Raw genomic sequence first — 21,068 nt, 5'->3', positions numbered from 1 at the left:
ATCACAAGATTTGCCGCCGGACGCTTTTTTGCCGTTCCGGCATTTTCCTCAGCCGGCGGCGCCCGCAAGCCATTGTATTTTCAGGGCTCCCCGTCTTTCCCCAATCTCCACAGGCGCATCCACAAGATGTTGTGGTTAGCAATCAATTAAGATCCAGCCCTTGACGGAATCACCCGTTTCAAACTTACTGTCCCTGATGTTGCGGCGGCGACAGGACCGGAGGTAACGAGACCGGTTCCCTTTTGAAAAATTGGACGCGGAATCAGGAGGATGGGCCGGCAACGGTTCAGCCCTGAAGGGATCTCCGCGCGGTTTTCAGCCTCCAAAAAAAGTGACGTCGGGACTGGCGATAATAAGCTGTTAATACTATATTTAGCGTTTGCAGCCACCATCACCACAAGATACAGGAAGGACATCTCCGGATGACACCCCTGTGACAATACGGAAACGAGACTGGCTGCACGACGACAATGTGCCGCCGGATAGAAATTTTGCGCCCCGGTCGCGGGGACCGGGCGCCAACACGAGGTCAAGACCATGCGCATCGAACGTCGTTTCACGAAGGCCGGACAAGGCGCCTATGCGGATATCGAATTCCGCAAGGCGACGAGCGAGATCAAGAACCCTGACGGTTCGATCGTCTTCCGCCTCGAGAATATCGACGTTCCCGCGCAATTCTCCCAGGTCGCGACCGACGTTCTGGCGCAGAAGTATTTCCGCAAGGCCGGCGTTCCCACCCGACTGAAGAAGGTTGAGGAAAACGACGTTCCTTCCTTCCTGTGGCGCTCCGTTCCCGACGATGCAGCGCTGAAGAACCTGCCGAAAGAGGAGCAGACCGGCTCCGAGATCGATGCGCGCCAGGTCTTCGACCGTCTTGCCGGCACCTGGACCTATTGGGGCTGGAAGGGCGGCTATTTTTCCTCCGAGGAAGATGCGGCGGCTTTCAAGGACGAGCTTGCCTATATGCTCGCCACCCAGCGCGTCGCGCCGAACTCGCCGCAGTGGTTCAACACCGGCCTGCACTGGGCCTATGGCATCGACGGCCCCGGCCAGGGCCATTTCTATGTCGACCCCTTCACCGGCAAGCTGACCAAGTCCAAGTCGGCCTACGAACATCCGCAGCCGCATGCCTGCTTCATCCAGTCGGTCGAGGACGACCTCGTCAACGAAGGCGGCATCATGGACCTCTGGGTGCGTGAAGCGCGCCTGTTCAAATACGGCTCCGGCACCGGCTCCAACTTCTCGATGCTGCGCGGCGAAGGCGAAAAGCTTTCCGGCGGCGGCCGCTCCTCCGGCCTGATGAGCTTCCTGAAGATCGGCGACCGCGCCGCCGGCGCCATCAAATCGGGTGGCACGACGCGCCGCGCCGCCAAGATGGTGGTCGTCGATATCGACCATCCGGATATCGAGGAATACATCAACTGGAAGGTCAAGGAAGAGCAGAAGGTCGCGGCCCTCGTCACCGGCTCGAAGATCGTCGCCCGGCACCTGAAGGCGATCATGAAGGCCTGCGTCAATTGCGACGGCGGCGACAATGGCGATTGCTTCGATCCGGCCAAGAACCCTGCCCTGAAGCGCGAAATCCGCGCCGCCAAGAAGGACCAGGTTCCGGAGAATTACGTCCAGCGCGTCATCCAGTTCGCCCGCCAGGGCTACAAGGATCTTCAATTCAAGACCTACGATACGGATTGGGATTCGGAAGCCTATCTGACGGTCTCCGGCCAGAATTCCAACAACTCCGTCTCGATCAAGGACGACTTCCTGCGCGCCGTCGAAAATGACGGCGAATGGAACCTGACCGCCCGCAAGGACGGCCGGGTGATGAAGACGCTGAAGGCGCGCGATCTCTGGGAAACCATTTCCTACGCCGCCTGGGCTTCGGCCGATCCGGGCATCCACTTCAACACGACGATGAACGACTGGCACACCTCGCCGGCCGGCGGCCCGATCCGCGGCTCGAACCCGTGCTCGGAATACATGTTCCTCGACGACACCGCCTGCAACCTTGCTTCGCTGAACCTCCTGCAGTTCAAGGACAAGGCCACCAAGCGCATCAATATCGCCGATTACGAACACGCGGTTCGCCTGTGGACCATCGTGCTCGAAGTCTCGGTGATGATGGCGCAGTTCCCGTCGAAGCGCATTGCCGAACTCTCCTACGAATACCGCACGCTCGGCCTCGGCTACGCCAATATCGGCGGCCTGCTGATGTCCTCGGGCATTCCCTATGACTCGGCCGAAGCCCGCGCCATTGCCGGCTCGCTGACCGCGATCATGACCGGCATCTGCTATGCGACCTCGGCCGAAATGGCTGCCGAACTCGGGCCGTTCCCGAATTTCGCGCCGAACCGCGAGAGCATGCTGCGGGTCATCCGCAACCATCGCCGCGCCGCTTACGGCGAAACCTCCGGCTATGAGGCACTGTCGATCGACCCGGTCGCGCTGATCCATTCGGAAAATCCGGATCAGGATCTTGCCGCCCATGCCAAATCGGCCTGGGACAAGGCGCTCGAGCTCGGCGAACAGCATGGCTACCGCAATGCTCAGGTCTCGGTCATCGCCCCGACCGGCACGATCGGTCTCGTCATGGATTGCGACACGACAGGCATTGAGCCCGACTTCGCCCTCGTCAAGTTCAAGAAGCTCGCCGGCGGCGGCTACTTCAAGATCATCAACCGCGCCGTGCCGGAAGCGCTGCGCACGCTCGGTTATTCCGAGAGCCAGATCGCCGAGATCGAAGCCTATGCCGTCGGCCACGGCAATCTGAACCAGGCGCCGGCGATCAACCCGTCGACGCTGAAGGCCAAGGGCTTGACCGACGAGAAGGTGGAAGCCGTCAACGCGGCGCTGAAGAGCGCCTTCGACATCAAGTTCGTCTTCAACCAGTGGACGCTCGGCGCCGACTTCCTGAAGGAGACGCTGAAGGTTTCCGACGAGCAGCTCTCCGACATGAGCTTCAGCCTGCTCGACCATATGGGCTTCTCGAAGAAGGATATCGAAGCCGCCAACATCCATGTCTGCGGCGCCATGACGCTGGAAGGCGCGCCCTTCCTGAAGGCCGAGCACCTACCGGTCTTCGATTGCGCCAACCCCTGCGGCAAGATCGGCAAGCGCTACCTTTCGGTTGAAAGCCATATCCGCATGATGGCGGCCGCCCAGCCTTTCATCTCCGGCGCGATTTCCAAGACGATCAACATGCCGAACGAGGCGACCGTCGAGGATTGCAAGAACGCCTACCTGCTCTCCTGGAAGCTCGGCCTGAAGGCCAACGCGCTCTACCGCGACGGCTCGAAGCTGTCACAGCCGCTCAACGCCTCGCTGATCGAGGACGAGGATGACGAGGATGCGCTGGAGGAACTGCTGCAGGCGCCCGTCGCCGCCCAGGCCGTGACCATCACCGAGAAGATCATCGAGCGGGTGATCGAACGGGTTTCGCGCGAACGCGAGAAGCTGCCGAACCGCCGGCAGGGCTACACCCAGAAGGCCGCGGTCGGCGGACACAAGGTGTATCTCCGCACCGGCGAATTCGGCGACGGCCGCCTCGGCGAGATCTTCATCGACATGCACAAGGAAGGCGCTGCCTTCCGTGCGATGATGAATAATTTCGCCATCGCCATCTCGCTCGGCCTGCAATATGGCGTGCCGCTCGAGGAATATGTCGAGGCCTTCACCTTCACCAAGTTCGAGCCGGCCGGCATGGTCATCGGCAATGATGCGATCAAGAACGCCACGTCGATCCTCGACTACGTCTTCCGCGAGCTGGCCGTCTCCTATCTCGGCCGTCATGACCTCGCCCATGTCGATACGTCGGATTTCTCCAACACGGCGCTCGGCAAGGGCATCCAGGAAGGCAAGACCAACCTGCTGTCGACCGGCTGGACCCGCGGCTACAAGCCGACGCTGGTTTCCGGCACCGGCGGTGAACGCCAGGCGGGCGAACCCAAGGGTGCCGCCACCGCAGCCCCTGCCCGCGCCGCCTCCACCGGCACCGTCACCGCCTTTGCCGGCAGTGCCGCCCGCAAGCTGGAACCGACCACGGCCATCTCCACCTCCGAAATCGTCGCCTTCAAGCGCGACTACGAGGAGCGCGCCAAGGAACTGGCCGAAGAGATCGCCGAAGAGGTGATGGAAGAAATCACCAGCGACGCCACCGCCCTCTTCTCCGACAAGGCGGCAGCGGACGCGGCAACGGCCAAGACCGAAGCCAAGAAGGTGGAAGCCGAACGCCGCCAGCGCTCGATCATGCAGGGCTATACCGGCAACATGTGCTCGGAGTGCCAGAACTTCACGATGGTGCGGAATGGCACCTGCGAGAAGTGCGACACGTGTGGCGCGACGAGCGGGTGCAGCTGAGCGTCTTATCGGCGCACTATGTTGCCAGAAATCGTAAATTCCGGGCGCTTCGGCGTCCGGAAATACAAAAAAGGAACAAACAGAAAACAAGAAGCCGGATGGTCGTGCACTCGATAACGAACAGGTTTCTCACGTTAATGCCCAGTCCCTACCGAACTTGAACGACAGGCACACGCCACTGTCGGTGAAAAATTGGAGCGCAGAATGCATCCACATGACAAGGGAAAGGATCGTTTGAGGAAGTTTGTAGCTCGGTCAGAGCCGGCCCACCCTAAACTTCCGCTAGTTCATAGCACCGACGCCTACACGTTTACCGACGCGTTGGAGGACGGCAATCTTGAGCCCCGAGATTGTGACGTCTTTATAGGAGAGGCCCTCATTTATACCTTCTACGGGCGGCCATCCTACAGGCCGAATATGAATGAGTCGGCAACGTCGCTTGATCACTACCTTCCCGTTTGCCTGATTCTCAAATTGTCTTTCGCGCAGGACTTAAAAAGGATTTTTCCTTTCGATACAGGCGCATTTGCAAATGACTACTACAGCACCTTCATGCACAGGAGGATGGGGCTAGGGGATTTTGCGTTGGAAGCTGACCTGGATACCCCCGGCCGGGTTATTACGACCTTCTTTGGCTCCGCAAGAAATTATCTCCATGCAGCACCCGATACAAAGACACAATTTGATCCAGCACAGTTCGAGGCTCGAAGTTACGCCGCTTTGATCGACGCTAAGAATAGCAACGCGATGGATAGCAGAGGCTCCGGCATCGAAATTCAGATCGCGGACCCGATCTCGATCAGCAATTGGGTAGAAGCCGCAGTCGTGCCTTCGACCTTCGTTCAATCCGAGACGGGGGATGCGCTGCGGCGGTTAAACATCGAGATACTGCCATACAATGTACATTCAAGGATGAAGCCCAACGAGTACATGTCTACTGTCACTGACGCCTGCCTGACCTACTACGCTCAGAAGGGCATGTTGTAGGAGATTATCGCGTAGATGCCGCTTCTCGATCGCACCATACCGTCGGCCCGGAAAGCGGTCGGCTTCGAACTGCCAATTTTCCGTAGCCACAAGGGGGCAAATTCGGACCTTGTGCAGAAAATTGCTCCAGACGGAACCGTCGAACGCTTTGTATCCTGCTGGCTGGATACCAGCCATGCAGTCCATGTGAATGACCAAACCTTTGTAGTGAATGAAGGGGATCAGGCAATCTGGGTTTACCGGAACGAACGTCAGGAACTTGTCATTGGGTCTCAGAAAGAGCTGACCGAATACGGTATCGACGCTTTGTCTGCCCGCAGTCTGGACAGCTATCCGCTCGCCGCTGCGGAAATGGCCGCTTTCTGTAGGTGCGAAGAGCGTTTTCCTCATGTCCTGAAAAGCGCGTACGCTCGCCTTGCGGAGACATCAAGCCAAAGTGCTGATAACTGGCGTGACACCACGGTTTTGCTGCCCGCCATCAGGGAAGATATGGCTACCTATCTTGGCTCCCAGGCGAGTGCCAAGCATTTACGACAGGTCATCGCGGTTTCGAGGGATCGAAAAACAACAATCTATGGGCCGGAGACACTTGAAGTCGAGAGTCATAACCTGCCACGGTTCCGTGCGATGGCCCGCGTATTCGGAATCGAGGACGTCCGCTTCGTTCCGCTTAAGCAAGCCACTGGAGAACCCCGGCAAGAGATCTGGCGTTTTGTCGGCACCGGCGGCCTTGCGAGCCACGCTCTCTCGAGGAAGCCATTTTTCGGGCAGGAGCGGCTTAACACTCAGCTTCGAAAGACACAGGCTTCAGCATCTGGAACGGAGCGGGGGAGCGCGCCGGCGCCATCGCAGCTATTTGCGACCGTTACCGGTAGCGACATGCAGGACGTGGACCACGCGCGACGCGAGATGGAGCGAGCGTCCGCATTCCGTTATCGACACGCGATCAACGTACGACCTATGGGATATGGAACACCGAGCCCGCGAAAGGCCCTGCCGGAGCAAATACTTCGTGCGCTTCCACAGGTCGATATTCTCTGGGTACTTGCCGCGCATCGCTTACGGCAAACGGGTCGACACCAGAACGGCATGTCCGTACTTCACATTGCGTCACGGACGCTCGTTAATGCTCTTGTGGGGCTCCTTGACACTATCGAATCCGGTGATAGAGGCAACGAGTTCCTGGAGGGGTTGAGGCATCAGCAGGTGCTCGGGACCGTCGGGGTTTGGCGATACAACAAAGACGTGGATGAAGTGGAGAATTTACGTCGGCTTGTCTACAACATGCTTTCTGAAGATCTCCTTCTTCACACTGTCGATACAATAAAGGTTTTATGGACGATGCGCGGAATGCCTCCCTCCCGCGTCATTCACATCGGTGACAGGCGCTATGGCATTGAATTCATAGACTGTCCGCACTCAAAATTGGGCTCAACGATCGTCGGCTTCGCCGCAGGGGTACAACCAGCCCGCAGGACTGCTCATGAGTTCAGAGATTTATGCGTCTCTCTGATTGCCGGTTACGGATGGGGAAAGGTCTTTGCGTCAGAAAGCGGCGTCGTTATGCAAAACGGCAAGGAAGAGCTTCGGGTGTCCCCTGTGACGACTCTGCAAGAGATGTGGAATCAGCTTCATTCTCACCAGACACACAATGCGCATGTAATAGTGACGAATAAGTCGGTTCCGCAAAATCTAAAGAATGAAGCTGACCATCGGTCGGCAAATGTCATTCACTATTCAGAGCTAGGGAGATGGCTAAAACAAAATTATGGTGCGCGCCTATTGGCGGAAAGAGACCATTGGGCTGCAGCCTGGTAACGGAATTCATCCTATGCCGCCGGCGATCTGGCGCAGTCCGTTGGCGACGGCAGTGACAGCTCTGTCGTTTCGGCTTTCCGGCAGCATCCAGGCCGTGATCGAAAGGCCGAGCGGCACGGGGCGGTCGAAGGGTGCGACGAGGGCGCCGCTGTTCAGATGAGGCTGCACCAGCGATTGCCGCCCCATCAGAACGCCTGCGCCGGATAAGGCTTCCTGCACGGCGACCGCATAGAGCGAGAAGCCGGAACCGGTCGGGATCACCGGGCTGTCGGGCATGGCGGAGTCGGCCCAGATCCGCCAGTCCTGCCAGACCACATCCGAGATGCAGTTGACTGTTGCAAGATCGGCGGGGTCGGCAAGTGTTTCGGCCAAGGCCGGAATGCAGACCGGCAGCAACTGTTCATCCCATAATGTGATCTTGTACGGGCCGGGCTCGGCATAGAACAGGCACAGATCGAAGGGCGTGCGCTGATGGTGCGGAACGGCACTTGCGAGAAGTGCGACACGTGTGGTGCGACGAGCGGGTGCAACTGAGCAGGCTTGCGGTTCTTCAGGCCGTCCGGGCACTAACAGTGCCCGGAGAAGCCTTCGAGGAACAAATGGAGACAGAGTAGCCAAAGGCGGCGAGGACCGCTGTCGCCAATTCGAGTGTCCCCGCGAAGGGTTGCGTCAGAGACTGCCGATCTCCAGGCAAGACCGCTCCAGGACTAAACACGAAACGAAGCTCTAACCGACGACGTCGGCCTCGCTATAAAATGATGCGCAACCCCATGCCGAAACACCGCCTCATCCTTCTGCGCCACGCCAAATCCGCCTGGCCCAACGGTGTGGCCGACCGTGAACGGCCATTGGCCGGTCGCGGGCGCAAGGCAGCACCCGTCATCGGCACCTATATGGCGCGCGAAAAGCTGATCCCCGATCTCGCCCTCGTCTCGCCGGCCCGCCGGGCGCAGGAAACCTGGAAGCTCATCCGCCAGGCCCTTTCGAAAAAGGTCTCCGACCGCGAGTCGGCTGATATCTACGAGGTGTCGGCCGAGCGCATCCTCGATGTGATCCGGGCCGTCGAACCTGATATCCGCACGCTGCTCATTGTTGGCCACAATCCCGGCATGGAGAATGCGGCCTCGCTTATCGTGGCGGACGGCGATGCCGCTGCCGTGGGACGCATGCGGGAGAAGTTCCCGACGGCGGGGCTCGCCGTCATCGACCTCGATCTCGGCGGATGGGACGAGATTGCGGCGGGCACCGGTTATCTCGAGCGGTTCGTAACCCCGCGATCCTTGGGATAGTACGACACTGTCTGGTTTTGAATTTGACGGCCAAGGTGCCCGGCGCTGACTCCACCCGCCGGTTCCGAGCGGACCATTCATGGAAGAATGGTTCGACAACGCCGACTTGGCTGTAGAACCCGTTCTCGTCAGCGAATTGGGATCGGTTCTACAAGGTAATCCATTGCGGGCATCTCTTCCCCTATATGGTGGCGGATTGCTACACGCTGGGCAGCCGCTTCCCTCACCCCGCCAGAGTTCCGCCTTCGGCTCTCCTTAGCCGGCACCTCCGGCCATTGTCAAAAGGGCAGAATGTCGAATAGGCGCTTGCTCGCCCTCGCCCCCCAAGACGGCTTCACGGCCACGGCGGAGAACGGCGGTCCGGACGATGGAGCCAGCGGCGATGGGTAAAACCGGTTGAGCATCGCATCGCAGACATAGTGCCCCCACTTTGTCAGATACTCCGTTTCCCTTGCGCCGAGGAAAAGAAGATAAGTGCCGACGACGGAGGGAGCGACCGACGATGGCGGCAGCGTGTACGAGGCATAGGGCGGAGTCCGGCACCCTCGCTGTCGATCGACCAATAGACGCCGTGCGTTCTTGCGCGCAGAGCCGATTTCGAGGGAGCATCGAGACCGAGCAGATCAGCCTGCTTTGCGGCCTTGAAGCCGCCGATCAGGTCTCGCCGCCTGAGCGCCCTCACCTGATTGTCGGTCGTGTCGAGCACGCGCTTGAGCTGGCTCAGATAGTTCCAATATCCGCGGGTGGAGGAACGCCAAGGCGCGCCGGCGTCGCTGACGAGCAGGCAGTCGCAGCGTTTCAGCGCCGGCTCGATGCCGTGATTGTCGTAAACACCGCCGTCGCTCAAGATTGCCTTGCCCGGCGCAACGGCTTCGCCGACCGTATCATCGAGTTTTTCCTGCCTCCACGAAAACTGCGATAGGTCCAATCGCAGCGGTGACAACACGGGCGGGAATGCGGCGGAGGCGGCAACCGCGGTTGCGAGCGACAATGCCGGATGAAACGACACGCCGATCCGGTAATCCGCGATATAGCGATTGGACATGCGGAAGAGCGAACCGGTGCTGAGATTGCTGGCGCAGAAGACGAACCAGGGCGATTCCGGCAGGTCTTTCAGGCTTGGCGACTTTCCGTCGAACAGATGTCGGTCGTAGAGTTTGGCGGCCTCCTCCGCCGCACTCGAGAAGGGGTTGAACACGCCCTTCAGGAAGCTCGGCCCATCCGCAAAGACCTGGCTGAAGGCCAGGATACGATCCAAATACTCGGCTTTGAAATTGACAGCGACCCCGTTCTGAAAGACCAGCCGCGGCCACACATAGGCCAGCAGGCCGGAGGCGATCGATCCGCCTGAGACCGAGGAGATCATATCGAGCTTCGCCAGAAGACCGGCCTCGTTCAGCCTCGCCAGCGATCCCGCATGGAAAAGCATGGCCCGATAGCCGCCGCCCGAAAGGCAGAGGCCGAGTTGATAGCGCTCCGCCGGTTTCTCGGGATCGTCAGATCCAGATAAGGCGCTGTTTTCCTCGATATGCTCGTCTTCTGACATGCTCGGCCTCACTCAGGAATGTGAGTTTCCCAACATTTCTTCCTCCGAGCAACCACCGGTCGCTCGTCTTTGGGCCTGCGCGCTACTTGCTCGTATATCGGCGGGAATTGGCATCGCATTTGTGCCACTCCCAGTTTATTCCGGCTTCGCCTTCATGGCCGTAGCACCAGTCGACGCGATTGAGCAGCGGACCGAGTTCGTCGCGCCGTTTGCATGCCCGTAGCGTCTCGGTGCCCTCGCGATCGACACTCGTGCGGCAGAGGTCGTCCAGTCCTGTCCACTGATGGATCAACCGGTCCGGCGCCTTGGCTCCCTTGTCCGTGGCGAGCACCTTTCCGGTCTCGGACTCGATCTGAAGAGAGGCCGTGTTCCACACGAAGGAGAATTCCGCCATGCCGGAGGAAGTCTTACCCGTGTCCCTGTTTCCGGCAAACCACTCGACAATTCCCAACATTTCGCATTTTCCGGCACAGCTCGCGGTCACGGAGCCGGGCTTGACGCTGTAGATGCGCTGCGGCCAGCGTTGGGCGAAGGTCGCCTTGTCCTTTAGCACGACGTCTTTGTCGACCGAGGTTCCGAAGAAGGAGACCTCGTCGGCATAGATGCTCTTCATGAAATCAAGCGCCGAGGCGCTGTCTTTCGACCATTCGTCATTGTATCGGTTGACGAAATCAACCGCTTCCGTGGTCAGGTCGCCGGGTTCGGAAGCGGCCGCCTCCTCGGAAGCGCTTGAGTCCGGGGGCATGACGGCGGGTGTTGCGCTCACCTCAGGCGCGGCGTCCTGAGGCGGCGACGCGCTTTCCTGCGGCGCGGGCATGTCCTCGGGCGTGTTGATGTTCCAGTTCCGCATTTCCGCAGCCGTGAGATACCTGATATCGGTGCTGTCGATCGACAGGCTGAGCTGCAGCAGACTGGGGCTTACCCCCATGTCGGTGAGATAGCCGATGATCTCGCCGGTCATCACTTGAACGGTCGAGACTGCCAGCTTGTTGTCCATGGGAACGTCGTCGGATAGCGAAACCCGATGCACGCCGATGGAGCCCGGCTCGGCAAACCTTTCAACGCCACCGACGAAGGCGAAGGCGCAAGCCGATGCACATTCCAGGGCTCTGATCTGGAGCGTTTTTGCATTCAGCGCGCGGAGAGCCCGGCCGAACCGGATCGCAGCGACCACGTTTCCGCCGGGCGAGTCAAAGCTGATATAGTCCGGATGGTACTGCGTATATTCATCGACAAGCGTCATCGGATCGTCGGAGAATTCGAACACGCCCTTTATCACCAGACCACGCTCTCCCGGCGCACCGTCCAGACGTTGGTAGGAAATTGCCGCATGCCCCTCTCCGGCCATGGCGACGAAGGTCAGCAGCATCGCTATCAACGAGACGGATTTTCGCATTCTTCCCCAGCCTTCGAGCACCTGTACCTCTCCTGTCGTCATTCGCAGCCTAGCTTGCGCAGGGTATAGCCGGATGACGAAATCACCTGCCCCCGTGAATCCCGGCCGTCCTCGCCCAGCCGACGCCGATTACGGTCTGAAGAACAATAGCTTCGCAGAGAATGTTGATAGCGACCCCAGCAGCTTAAGATCAATGCACAACGGGCGATCTTCTGGCAAGCGTCACAATCAGAAGTGTTGGGACGAGGTAAATGCTGGTCCTCGCCGGGAAAGATCGCAGTTCGCAAGGCATCATAGACCTATGCAATAAATATCGGTTATGTCGCCTGCACCGAAGCATTTGACCAACGAGGCACTTCGTGACTTCTATCTATGACAATCACGCCCTCGACCTGACGAGCGATCTCAATTTCTTCTCCCTCCTCACCGGCAGCTACATGCGCATCGTTGGCCGTCCTCTTGTCCAGGACGGACAAGGGCCGGGCTGGCTTTACAATTCTGCTCCTTTCGTGGTCCTCGCCCACAATACCGAACCCGACCCGCGCTTCATCTACGCGAACCGCACCGCACAGACCTGTTTCGAATACAACTGGGATGAATTCATCGCGCTGCCGTCGCGGCTTTCGGCCGAGCAGCCGGATCGCGCCGAGCGTCAGCGGCTGCTGGATAGCGTGACGCGCGACGGTTTTGTCGAGAATGGCCGCGGCGTCAGGATCGCGAAATCGGGGCGCCGTTTCTGGATCGAGAAGGTGACTGTCTGGCAGCTTATCGACGAAAGCGGCAAACGTTTGGGCCAGGCTGCGATATTCCCTTCGTGGCGGGACGCGTAGGCTCGCCGGCCAGCCGCCGGGCCTCAGGCTGATGCATTGTACCCGGGCGGTGACGTCACGGCTTTACGCGGTCGGGATGCGCCGCCTGGAAGGCCGGCAGTTCGGCACACCGGGCGTCGATCGCGACGATGCGCCTGAGATGCGTGAGATCAACGCCCCAGCGGCGGGCATTGTAGACCTGTGGGATGAGGCAAAGGTCGGCCATCGTCGGCGCATCGCCGAAGCTGAAGGCTCCGCCGGCTTCGGCAATCATGGCTTCCAGTTTGCCAAGTCCGCCGGCGATGAAATGCTTCATCCATTCCTCGCGGGCATCCGCCTTCTCGGTCAGGGTCATGACATGCGACACGACGTGCATGTTGCAGATCGGATGGATGTCCATGGCGATTGCATAGGCAAGCGCGCGCACATGCTGGCGATCGGCGCTGTCCGAGGGCAGCAATCCGCATTCCGGCCGCAGCTCGGCCAGATATTCCATGATCGCCAGCGACTGCGTCAGGGGCCTTCCATCGATCACCAGGGTCGGCACGAGCCCCTGCGGGTTGAGCGCGAGATAGTCCGGCTTCCTGTGCGCGCCCTCCAAGAGATTGACCGGCACCGTCCTGTAGTCGATCCCAAGCAGGTTGAGGGCGATGCGGACGCGGTAGCTCGCCGACGATCGCCAGTAGTCGTAAAGAACTACCTCGCTCATTGCGATCCCGCTCCTCCATAGCGTTCGACGTTCTGCTCGATCGCCCCGAAGATCGAATGGCCGGCACGGTCTTTCATCTCGATGCGGACCTGGTCGCCGAACTGCATGAAGGGGGTCTTCGGCGAGCCGCTTTCGATCGTCTCGATCATCCGGATTTCGGCGATGCAGGAATAGCCGTCGCCGCCGTCTTCGACCGGCCTGCCCGGGCCGCCGTCACGCTTGTTGGAAACCGTTCCCGAGCCGATGATCGTTCCGGCCGCGAGATGGCGGGTTTTGGCGGCATGGGCGATCAGCTCGCCGAAATCGAAGGTCATGTCGATACCGGCATTCGCCTTGCCGAAAGGCTTGCCGTTCAGGCTGACGAGGAGCGGCAGATGCAGCCTGCCGCCATCCCAGGCGTCGCCAAGCTCGTCCGGCGTCACCGCGACCGGCGAAAATGCCGAGGCCGGCTTGGACTGGAAGAAACCGAACCCCTTGGCGAGCTCTTCGGGGATCAGGCCGCGCAGCGAGACGTCGTTGACGAGCATCACCAGGCGGATGGCGTCGCGCGCCGCGTGCGGGTCCGATCCCATTGCGACGTCGCCGGTGATAACGGCGACCTCCCCCTCCATGTCGATGCCATAAGCGGCGTCTGCCATTACGATCGGATCGCGCGGCGCAAGGAAACTGTCCGAGCCGCCTTGGTAGATCAGCGGATCGGTCCAGAAGCTTGCCGGCATTTCGGCGCCGCGCGCTTTGCGCACCAGTTCGACATGGTTGACGTAAGCGGAACCGTCGGCCCATTGGTAAGCCCGCGGTAGAGGTGACGTAGCGTCATGCTCGTGAAAACGGATCGTCGGCTGGGCGCCGGTCTCGATGCCTTCGGCAATCAGCTTAAGGCGCGGCGCGACATGCTCCCAGTCGTCGAGAGCTGCCTGCAGCGTGCGGGCGATGTGACCGACTTCCGAGCAGCGGGTCAGATCGCGGGAAACGACGACAAGGCGGCCGTCCCGGGTGGAGTCCTTTAACGTCGCAAGTTTCATGTTCCAATTTCCGATGTTATCACTTGATACCGGGGGTTCCGTCGAACTTGCGTTCCAGACCGTCCCAGCACTCGAGATAATCGTCCTGCAGCGTTTCCAGCTCGGCGGCATATTTCGTCAGTTGCTGCGGGTATCGGGTCTCGAACATGAAAGCCATGGTGTGATCGAGCTTCACGGGTTTGAGCTCGGCATTGGCGGCCTTTTCGAAGGCGACCGCATCCGGCCCATGTGGCAACATCATATTGTGCAGGCTCATGCCGCCCGGCACGAAACCCTCTTCCTTGGCGTCATACTGTCCATGGATTAGCCCCATGAACTCGCTCATGATGTTGCGGTGATACCAGGGCGGACGGAATGTGTGCTCGGCCACCAGCCAGCGCGGCGGAAAGATCACGAAATCGACATTGGCCGTACCGGCATCTTCGGTCGGCGCGGTCAGCACCGAAAAGATCGACGGATCCGGGTGATCGAAGAGGATGGCGCCGACCGGAGAAAATGTCCTGAGATCGTATTTGAACGGGGCATAATTGCCGTGCCAGGCCACGACATCGAGCGGCGAATGGCCGATCTCGGTGACGTAGAATTTTCCGCACCACTTCACATGAACGCGGCAGGGCTTCTCCTTGTCCTCGTAGGCGGCGACGGGCGTCTTGAAATCGCGCGGGTTTGCCAGGCAATTGGCGCCGATCGGGCCACGCTCCGGCAGCGTGAATTTGGCGCCGTAGTTCTCGCACATATAACCACGCCAGGCCGTCTGCTCGTCTGACGTGAGGATTTTGAACATCATGCCGCGGGGGATGAGGCATATTTCCGCAGGCTCGACATCCATGATGCCCATTTCGGTGAACACCCGGATGGCGCCGAGCTGCGGCACGATCAGCAGTTCGCCATCGGCATTGAAGAAATAGTCGTCGACCATGTCCTCGTTGAAGACATAGGCATGGGCCGACATGCCCACCTGGGTCGTGGCGTCGCCGGCCGTCGTGATTGTGCGCACACCTTCCAGAAAATTCAGTCTTTCCTCGGGCGCAGGGATAGGGTCCCAGCGAAGCTGGCCGAGAGGCAGCGAATGTTCGTCGAGGCAGGGCGCGGTCTTCCAGAGCGGATAGGAAGCGTTGGAGAAGCGGCGCGTGTGGCGCACGCTCGGGCGAATGCGATAGAGCCAGGACCTTTCGTTCGTCCCGCGCGGCGCGGTAAACGGCGAGCCGGACAGCTGCTCGGCGTAGAGGCCGTAATTGCATTTCTGCGGGCTGTTCTGGCCCTGCGGCAAAGCGCCGGGAAGCGACTCGGTTTCGAAGTCGTTGCCGAACCCCGGCATATATTTCACTTTGTCTGCCGCCGCAGCTTCACCGCCGGAAGCCTGGATCGATGTCTGGTCCATTGCTCAACTCCTCCCCGAAAACTCAAGGCCCGAAAACTCCGGCGCCGCGCGCCTTCAGACGCACGGACGCCCGTAGAGTTTACTCCGCTGCGGTCCCGATGACACCACGCTTGATCTGATCGGCCTCGATCGACTCGAAAAGAGCGCGGAAGTTGCCTTCGCCGAACCCCTCGTCACCCTTGCGCTGGATGAATTCGAAGAAGATCGGGCCGATGACGGTTTTCGAGAAAATCTGCAGCAGGATTTTCGTCATGCCGCCATTCACCACACCTTCGCCGTCGATGAGGATGCCGTGCTTCTTCATGCGCTCGATGGGTTCACTGTGGCCGTTCACCCGTTCATAGGACATGTCGTAATAGGTCTCCGGCGGACCCGGCATGAAACGCAGGCCGTTGTCGGCAAGCCGGTCGGTGGCCGCGTAAATATCCTCGGTGCCGACGGCGATGTGCTGGATGCCCTCGCCCCGGTACTTCTTCAGATATTCCTCGATCTGGCTGGTGTCGTCCTTCGATTCATTCAGCGGAATGCGGATCTTGCCGCAGGGCGAGGTGATGGCCCGGCTGACGAGACCGGTGATGCGGCCGTCAATATCGAAGAAGTGGATCTGCTTAAAATTGAACAGCTCGCGGTAGAAATCCCACCACTTGTCCATGTTGCCCCGGAAGACATTATGCGTGAGGTGGTCGAGATAGTAGAAGCCGATCCCTTCAGGACGCGGGTTACGTTCGCCCAGCCAATCGAACTCGGCATCGTAGGCCGATCCCTTGGCGCCATAGGTCTCGACGAAATAAAGCAGCGAGCCGCCGATACCTTCAATCGCCGGGACGTCGAGCATCTTGTCATCGCCTTCATAGGAAACGGCGCCTTTCGACACCGCATGATCGAAAGCGTGCCTGGCGTCGACGACCCGCCAGGCCATCGAGGCGGCGCAGGGACCGTGTTGTTCGACGAAGCGGGCGGCGTGACTGCCGGGCTCGGCATTGACGACATAGTTGATGTCGCCCTGGCGCCAGACAGTGATGTTTTTCGTCTTGTGCCTGGCGACGGCGACATAGCCCATGCGCGTGAAGAGCTCGCTGAGCTTCTCGGGTTCGGGATGCGCGAACTCGACGAATTCGAAACCGTCGGTGCCGGCCGGGTTGTCGGTGGTGATTTCGGATGGCGGCGCATCATGCGGGAAAGGACCCATTTTCTCCTCCTAACGAGATGGAGTTTGACTGCGCAAAGTGTCGCGCAAAACGCGTGCAAAATCCTTGCATTCTTTAGGCCGCAGGAAGATATTATGCACGGTTCGTGAGTGTTTTGGAGGCTTTACGCAATGGATGAACAGATCGACAAATTAGATTTGCGCCTACTCCAGGAACTGCAAAAAGATGGCAGGCTGACCAATAACGAGCTGGGCGATCGGATCGCACTTTCACCGTCGCAATGCTCGCGCCGGCGGACGCGGCTAGAGGCTGAGGGCTACATCCGCAGCTACCGGGCCTATCTCGACCGGGAAAAGCTGGGTCTGGATATGCTGGTGGTCATTTCCGTGACGCTTGCCACCCACAACAGAGACAATGCCCAGCGTTTCTCCCAACTGATCAACGGACTGCCGGAGGTTCTCGAAGCCTATGCTTTGACCGGTGAAATGGACTATCACCTGAAGGTGGCAACACGCGGGCTCGCCGACCTCTCCAAGTTCGTCAATGACGTTCTGTTGCCCCACGAGTCGGTGCAGCACGTGAAGACGTCGATCGTGCTCGATACGCTGAAGACCTTCGAGGGCTTTCCGGTGCGCATGCCCGGCAGCTCGCACGGCGACAGCGCCCGTTGATCTCCTGTTGTCACCGATCGGCGACTTATTTGGCGACAAGCGTCAAAGCGGCAGTTCGGTCGAGAACTTCAGCTCCCGCAGCACAAAGCTCGAGACCACGGTGCGCACATGCGGGTTGCGCATGAGGTAACGCGTCATGAAGGCTTCGTAGCTTTCCACGTCGCTGGCGCGGATCTTCAACATATAATCAAAGGCGCCCGACAAGGCGTAACACTCCATGATCTCGGGCCGCTCCAGCACAACGGAAGCGAAGGAGGCCACCGCCTCCTCGTGGTGATCCTCCAGCGTGACATGCGCGATCACGCAGAGCTTGAGGTCGAGTTTGCCGGGATCGAGAAGCGTTACGCGCTTGCGGATAACGCCGTCGGCTTCCAGCTCCTGGATCTTCCGCCAGGCGGAGCTCTGCGACATGCCGGCCTTCTCCGCCAGGTCCGCCAGCGACAGGCTGCCATCGGCCTGGATGAGCTTCAGAAGTTTGCGGCGAATGTTCCCGGTTTCTTTCATTTTCACTCTCTTGAGCGAGAATATTTTTCATCACTATGGCGAGGAGCGGCACGAAAGAAAAGAAAATCCGCCCGGCACGGAGCATAATCGCAGCAATAGCGCCATTCCTGGGAGGATCAGCCGATGACTAAAGAAAGCAGCTACACCGCCAAACTGCCCGGCCCGGACGGCCTCTACGACTACAGCCCCGAGGAAGATGCGATCTGGGGCGAACTCTACCGGCGCCAGATGAAGATATTGGCCGACACGGCCTGCCAGGAATATCTGGATGGCGTGAAACTGCTGGGCTTGAAGCCGGAGAAAGTGCCTCAGCTTCTCGATGTGAACAGACGCCTCAACGAGACCACCGGCTTCGGCGTCGAAGGCGTGCCGGCGCTCATTCCGCCCTCGCGCTTTTACGAGCTTCTGTCACAAGGCAAATTCCCGCTGGCAACCTTCCTGCGCCGTCGCGAACATATCGACTATATCGAGGAGCCGGACCTGTTCCACGAGGTCTTCGGCCACTGCCCGCTGCTGACCAACCAGAGTTATGCCAATTTCGTCCGCCATTTCGGCGAGACGGCCATGCGCCTCGGCAAGGGCTATTCCTGGCATCTGTTCCGGATTTTCTGGTTCACCGTCGAATTCGGCCTGATCAATACGCCGCAAGGCCGCCGCTGCTACGGTGCCGGCATCGTCTCATCGCCGAGTGAAGCCAAGGCCGCTACCGAAGGCACGGCGTGCGAATTCCGGCCGTTCGATCTGCTGAGCGTTCTCAGGACTCCTTACCGCATCGATATCCTGCAACCGATCTACTATGTCATCGACAGCTTTGCCGACCTGGAAGCGATCGTGGAGCAGGATATCGGCGGCATGATCCTGAAGGCGAAAACGCTGGGCGACTTCGCCCCGGCTTTCGAGGCGAAGGCCTCGTAGCCGCTCCTCGACGGGGAAACAGCGGTGTGCGAGATGCCGCGTCTCACTTCGGAGCGGCCGGACTGCGATTGACGAAATCGACCAGGACGCCCGGCTTGACCATGCCGGCCAGTTCTTCGGCGTCCCAGTTCGTCAGCCGCACGCAACCATGCGAGCCGACCTTGTCGATTAGTTTGGGCTCGGGTGTGCCATGGATCCCATAGGTCGGCTCAGTCAGGTCGATCCAGACGGTGCCGACCGGCCCGTTCGGTCCCTCCGGAATGGTCAGGACCTTATTGTTGTTTCCCTGTTTGAAGTTGCGCTTCGGGTCGTACCGGTAGACCGGCATTCTCGCGACGCCTTTAACTTTGTGCTTTCCCGAGGGTGACGGATTGTCTTTGCTGCCGATCGTCGCCGGATAGACCGCAAGTAAATACCCGTCTTCGCCGTAGGCCAGTACCTGTCCCGTCTTCTTGTCGGCCTCGATCCGCTTGACCCTGCCCTCCCTTGGCGGACCGGGGCTCACGACCCAAACAGTGTCTCCGGCTGCGAATTGCGAACCCGGATTGAGCGCCTTCAAGAGATCGAGATCCATATGGAAGCGTTCAGACAGCTTTTCCGCGACACTGGTATAGCCGAGGCTCTGCATCTTGGCCTTCTCGCCGTAATCCTCGGGGATGCTGTCAACAAGATCGGCGACATCCTCCGGCGAGACGACATAAGTCTCGACGATCGGGGCATTGTCTTCCAAACGGGAGACGAGATCTGGATCCGGCCGGCCATCCACCGGAAGCTTGTTCATAGCCTCGAAGCCTGCCACCGCCTTGTCGACGTTCTCTCCGGGGAGGCCGTCGATAACGCCGGGAGACGACCCGGCGCGGTCGAGAAGAACCTGAAGGCGGACGATCGCGGGGTCCGGATCGGCGGTTGATGGCTTTGCCGTCTCAATGTCGGTAAGCGACGCAGCATTAATCACGTCGGGTCGGAGCTCCCGCGCATCGGCGCCGCCAACGAAGATGGCCAAAGCGAGCAGCGACATCGGCAGGGCTGTTTTCATGGATGACAAATGGCCGACGTGGGAATTTGTTCCCACGTGGACTGCGCAGGCCCGGGACTGCCTCTGCGACAGGTCCGCCCCTTGCGACAGCGGCCGTCACGGCGTCTTCGCGCGTTTTCTGGCGTCGCGTGATCTTGCCGCGCGGCGGGCGGGCCTCAATTCTTCGATCGTCGGCAGCCACCATCTGGCACCTTGAGGGGGCGGTGTTTTTGCCGGCCACGTACGGACAAGCTCTTCCAATACCGGCACCCGCCAATATCCCCAGAGATCATCCTTGTCGACGCCGGGATAGAAGTCCTCAACGAGGTGGGGATCGACCAGTTCGCCGGTAATATCAGTAAAGACAACGATCCCATAGGCGGTAGACACGGGACGTCCTATCGGCGGCAGGTCGTCGGCAGGAAGCGGGTAACGACGGCGCTTTCGTTCCGCCGAGCGAAGCCTGCTACGCATATCCTGTTCGCTCCCCTTACGCTCCTCGGCGCGCCGTCGTCGCTCCTCCGGCTCGTTTCTGCGAGCCGCCTTTTCAATGTCGGCCCATCTGCGTCTTAAATCCTCATAGGACCGGAAGGGGACGTGCCATAAGCGAAGGTCGCCATCCCACTGCGAGAACGGCACTTCGCGCAGTTCGTCGACGACGGTTTTCGAATAGGGTGTACGGATTCGAAAGCCTGCCTTGCCCAGTTCAAGATATGGGCTGTCGATGGGATCGAAGGCGAAGGCATCGCGCCCCTTCGCATCCGCATGCGCGTCGGCTTCGGCCTCGAGCTCGGCAAGCCATCGCCCGATGCGGCGAGATGCCGTCCTGCCGGGAACGAACCAGGACTTGCGATCATCGCTCCAGCGCGCGCGCGGGAAGCGTCTTCGGAATTGCTCGACGGTCATCCTGTCGTAAGGAAAGGAAACGTCAGCGCCCGGCTTTCGATCATCCTCGCCGGACGGCGCCTTGTCTTCGTCAGCGGGAGCTTTTGTGTCGATCATACCAGGAGAACGCTTGCGCGCTGGGATCGGTTTCCAGCCCAGCGGCCCGCCGTACAGTTCACATTTAAAAGGGTGACCAGCCGCGTCACTATCGGCCGCCGCCTTAACGAAGGGAGGGCCGAACTAGTGAATCGTCTTCGACTGCTTTTGCGGGCGCGAAATATTATGCAACGTCGCCATCAGCTTTTCGAATTCGTTCAGAACCCGGTTGAACTCGGCGTCCTGCATGTTGACGATTTCGGATATCGTCGAGGAGACCGAGGCAATAAGCTTGTCGATCCAGACACAGCGATCGTCCGGCACGTTTCCGAGAACCTCCTGACGCAGCGTCTTCAGCTCGCGAAGGATGCGCATGATCAGGGCTCCCCGCTCCGCTCTGCTCAGGAACGGAAGCCTTGTCTGGGCCTGGTGTATTTCTGCTATCAGCGTCGTCGCCATCCCCGCTCTCCGCCCTCAAATACAACCGGATATCACAACCGCTGCGATCACAACACGGACTTTAG

Annotated in this window: 17 protein-coding genes and 1 pseudogene; 7 read left to right on the top strand and 11 right to left on the bottom strand. The window is 59.9% G+C overall.

Going from position 1 to position 21,068, the window contains the following annotated elements; translation table 11 throughout:
- Positions 1–537 precede the first annotated feature (537 nt).
- The 3 genes from N2597_RS07205 to N2597_RS07195 all read left to right on the top strand — a co-directional run bounded on the left by N2597_RS07205 (position 538) and on the right by N2597_RS07195 (position 7,158).
- On the top strand, positions 538–4,353 hold the full coding sequence (locus N2597_RS07205; protein WP_183596636.1) for a vitamin B12-dependent ribonucleotide reductase: 3,816 nt from the start codon (positions 538–540) through the stop codon (positions 4,351–4,353).
- A gap of 204 nt (positions 4,354–4,557) precedes the next feature.
- Positions 4,558–5,340 (top strand): hypothetical protein, encoded by a 783-nt coding sequence (locus N2597_RS07200; RefSeq protein WP_183596639.1) that lies wholly within the window; start codon positions 4,558–4,560, stop codon positions 5,338–5,340.
- A 15-nt stretch (positions 5,341–5,355) separates the two neighbouring features.
- Positions 5,356–7,158, top strand: coding sequence for a hypothetical protein (locus tag N2597_RS07195; protein ID WP_183596642.1), 1,803 nt, complete (start codon positions 5,356–5,358; stop codon positions 7,156–7,158).
- Between the two features lie 6 nt (positions 7,159–7,164).
- Here N2597_RS07195 and N2597_RS07190 read toward each other — a convergent pair whose 3' ends face one another.
- The gene (locus N2597_RS07190; protein ID WP_341356230.1) at positions 7,165–7,725 is read right to left on the bottom strand and encodes a LysR substrate-binding domain-containing protein; all 561 of its coding nucleotides are present in this window, start codon (positions 7,723–7,725) and stop codon (positions 7,165–7,167) included.
- A 188-nt stretch (positions 7,726–7,913) separates the two neighbouring features.
- Between N2597_RS07190 and N2597_RS07185 the strand changes: the two genes are divergently transcribed.
- Complete coding sequence (locus N2597_RS07185) at positions 7,914–8,447, top strand: SixA phosphatase family protein (protein ID WP_183596644.1); 534 nt, start codon at positions 7,914–7,916, stop codon at positions 8,445–8,447.
- Positions 8,448–8,725: 278 nt separating this feature from the next.
- Here N2597_RS07185 and N2597_RS07180 read toward each other — a convergent pair.
- A pseudogene (locus tag N2597_RS07180) lies at positions 8,726–9,993 on the bottom strand (patatin-like phospholipase family protein).
- A gap of 82 nt (positions 9,994–10,075) precedes the next feature.
- The gene (locus N2597_RS07175; RefSeq protein WP_183596725.1) at positions 10,076–11,410 is read right to left on the bottom strand and encodes a COG3904 family protein; all 1,335 of its coding nucleotides are present in this window, start codon (positions 11,408–11,410) and stop codon (positions 10,076–10,078) included.
- A 338-nt stretch (positions 11,411–11,748) separates the two neighbouring features.
- On the opposite strand from N2597_RS07175, the gene N2597_RS07170 reads away from it, so the two are divergent.
- Complete coding sequence (locus N2597_RS07170) at positions 11,749–12,219, top strand: MEKHLA domain-containing protein (RefSeq protein ID WP_183596647.1); 471 nt, start codon at positions 11,749–11,751, stop codon at positions 12,217–12,219.
- 55 nt (positions 12,220–12,274) lie between these two features.
- On the opposite strand, the gene maiA is transcribed toward N2597_RS07170, so the two are convergent.
- From maiA to hppD, 4 genes are all read right to left on the bottom strand, one after another.
- Positions 12,275–12,907, bottom strand: a complete 633-nt coding sequence (gene maiA / locus N2597_RS07165) for a maleylacetoacetate isomerase (protein ID WP_183596650.1) — start codon at positions 12,905–12,907, stop codon at positions 12,275–12,277.
- A complete protein-coding gene (locus N2597_RS07160; RefSeq protein ID WP_183596652.1) occupies positions 12,904–13,929 on the bottom strand; it encodes a fumarylacetoacetate hydrolase family protein in 1,026 nt (341 codons plus the stop codon). The genes maiA and N2597_RS07160 overlap by 4 nt, the downstream gene beginning before the upstream one ends.
- Before the next feature lie 19 nt (positions 13,930–13,948).
- The gene (hmgA, locus tag N2597_RS07155) at positions 13,949–15,310 is read right to left on the bottom strand and encodes a homogentisate 1,2-dioxygenase (protein WP_077994044.1); all 1,362 of its coding nucleotides are present in this window, start codon (positions 15,308–15,310) and stop codon (positions 13,949–13,951) included.
- A gap of 79 nt (positions 15,311–15,389) precedes the next feature.
- On the bottom strand, positions 15,390–16,499 hold the full coding sequence (hppD, locus tag N2597_RS07150; RefSeq protein WP_183596655.1) for a 4-hydroxyphenylpyruvate dioxygenase: 1,110 nt from the start codon (positions 16,497–16,499) through the stop codon (positions 15,390–15,392).
- A 129-nt stretch (positions 16,500–16,628) separates the two neighbouring features.
- Between hppD and N2597_RS07145 the strand changes: the two genes are divergently transcribed.
- A complete protein-coding gene (locus N2597_RS07145) occupies positions 16,629–17,129 on the top strand; it encodes an Lrp/AsnC family transcriptional regulator (protein WP_009995541.1) in 501 nt (166 codons plus the stop codon).
- Positions 17,130–17,171: 42 nt separating this feature from the next.
- On the opposite strand, the gene N2597_RS07140 is transcribed toward N2597_RS07145, so the two are convergent.
- On the bottom strand, positions 17,172–17,633 hold the full coding sequence (locus tag N2597_RS07140; protein WP_183596659.1) for an Lrp/AsnC family transcriptional regulator: 462 nt from the start codon (positions 17,631–17,633) through the stop codon (positions 17,172–17,174).
- Positions 17,634–17,756: 123 nt separating this feature from the next.
- On the opposite strand from N2597_RS07140, the gene N2597_RS07135 reads away from it, so the two are divergent.
- Positions 17,757–18,548 carry a phenylalanine 4-monooxygenase gene (locus tag N2597_RS07135; RefSeq protein WP_183596662.1) on the top strand — a complete coding sequence of 264 codons (792 nt, stop codon included), beginning with the start codon at positions 17,757–17,759 and terminating at the stop codon, positions 18,546–18,548.
- A gap of 43 nt (positions 18,549–18,591) precedes the next feature.
- Here N2597_RS07135 and N2597_RS07130 read toward each other — a convergent pair whose 3' ends face one another.
- The 3 genes from N2597_RS07130 to N2597_RS07120 all read right to left on the bottom strand — a co-directional run bounded on the left by N2597_RS07130 (position 18,592) and on the right by N2597_RS07120 (position 21,003).
- Entirely contained in the window at positions 18,592–19,593 is a 1,002-nt protein-coding gene (locus N2597_RS07130; protein WP_183596665.1) for a L,D-transpeptidase family protein, read from the bottom strand.
- An 87-nt stretch (positions 19,594–19,680) separates the two neighbouring features.
- Positions 19,681–20,565 (bottom strand): hypothetical protein, encoded by an 885-nt coding sequence (locus N2597_RS07125; RefSeq protein WP_183596667.1) that lies wholly within the window; start codon positions 20,563–20,565, stop codon positions 19,681–19,683.
- Positions 20,566–20,688: 123 nt separating this feature from the next.
- Positions 20,689–21,003, bottom strand: a complete 315-nt coding sequence (locus tag N2597_RS07120) for a hypothetical protein (RefSeq protein ID WP_183596669.1) — start codon at positions 21,001–21,003, stop codon at positions 20,689–20,691.
- Positions 21,004–21,068 lie beyond the last annotated feature (65 nt).

Source organism: Rhizobium sophoriradicis, from assembly GCF_025200795.1.
In the GTDB taxonomy this organism is placed as follows: Bacteria; Pseudomonadota; Alphaproteobacteria; order Rhizobiales; family Rhizobiaceae; genus Rhizobium; species Rhizobium sophoriradicis.
Note: the sequence above shows the minus strand (reverse complement) of the source record. Positions and strands in the feature narration are given on the sequence as shown.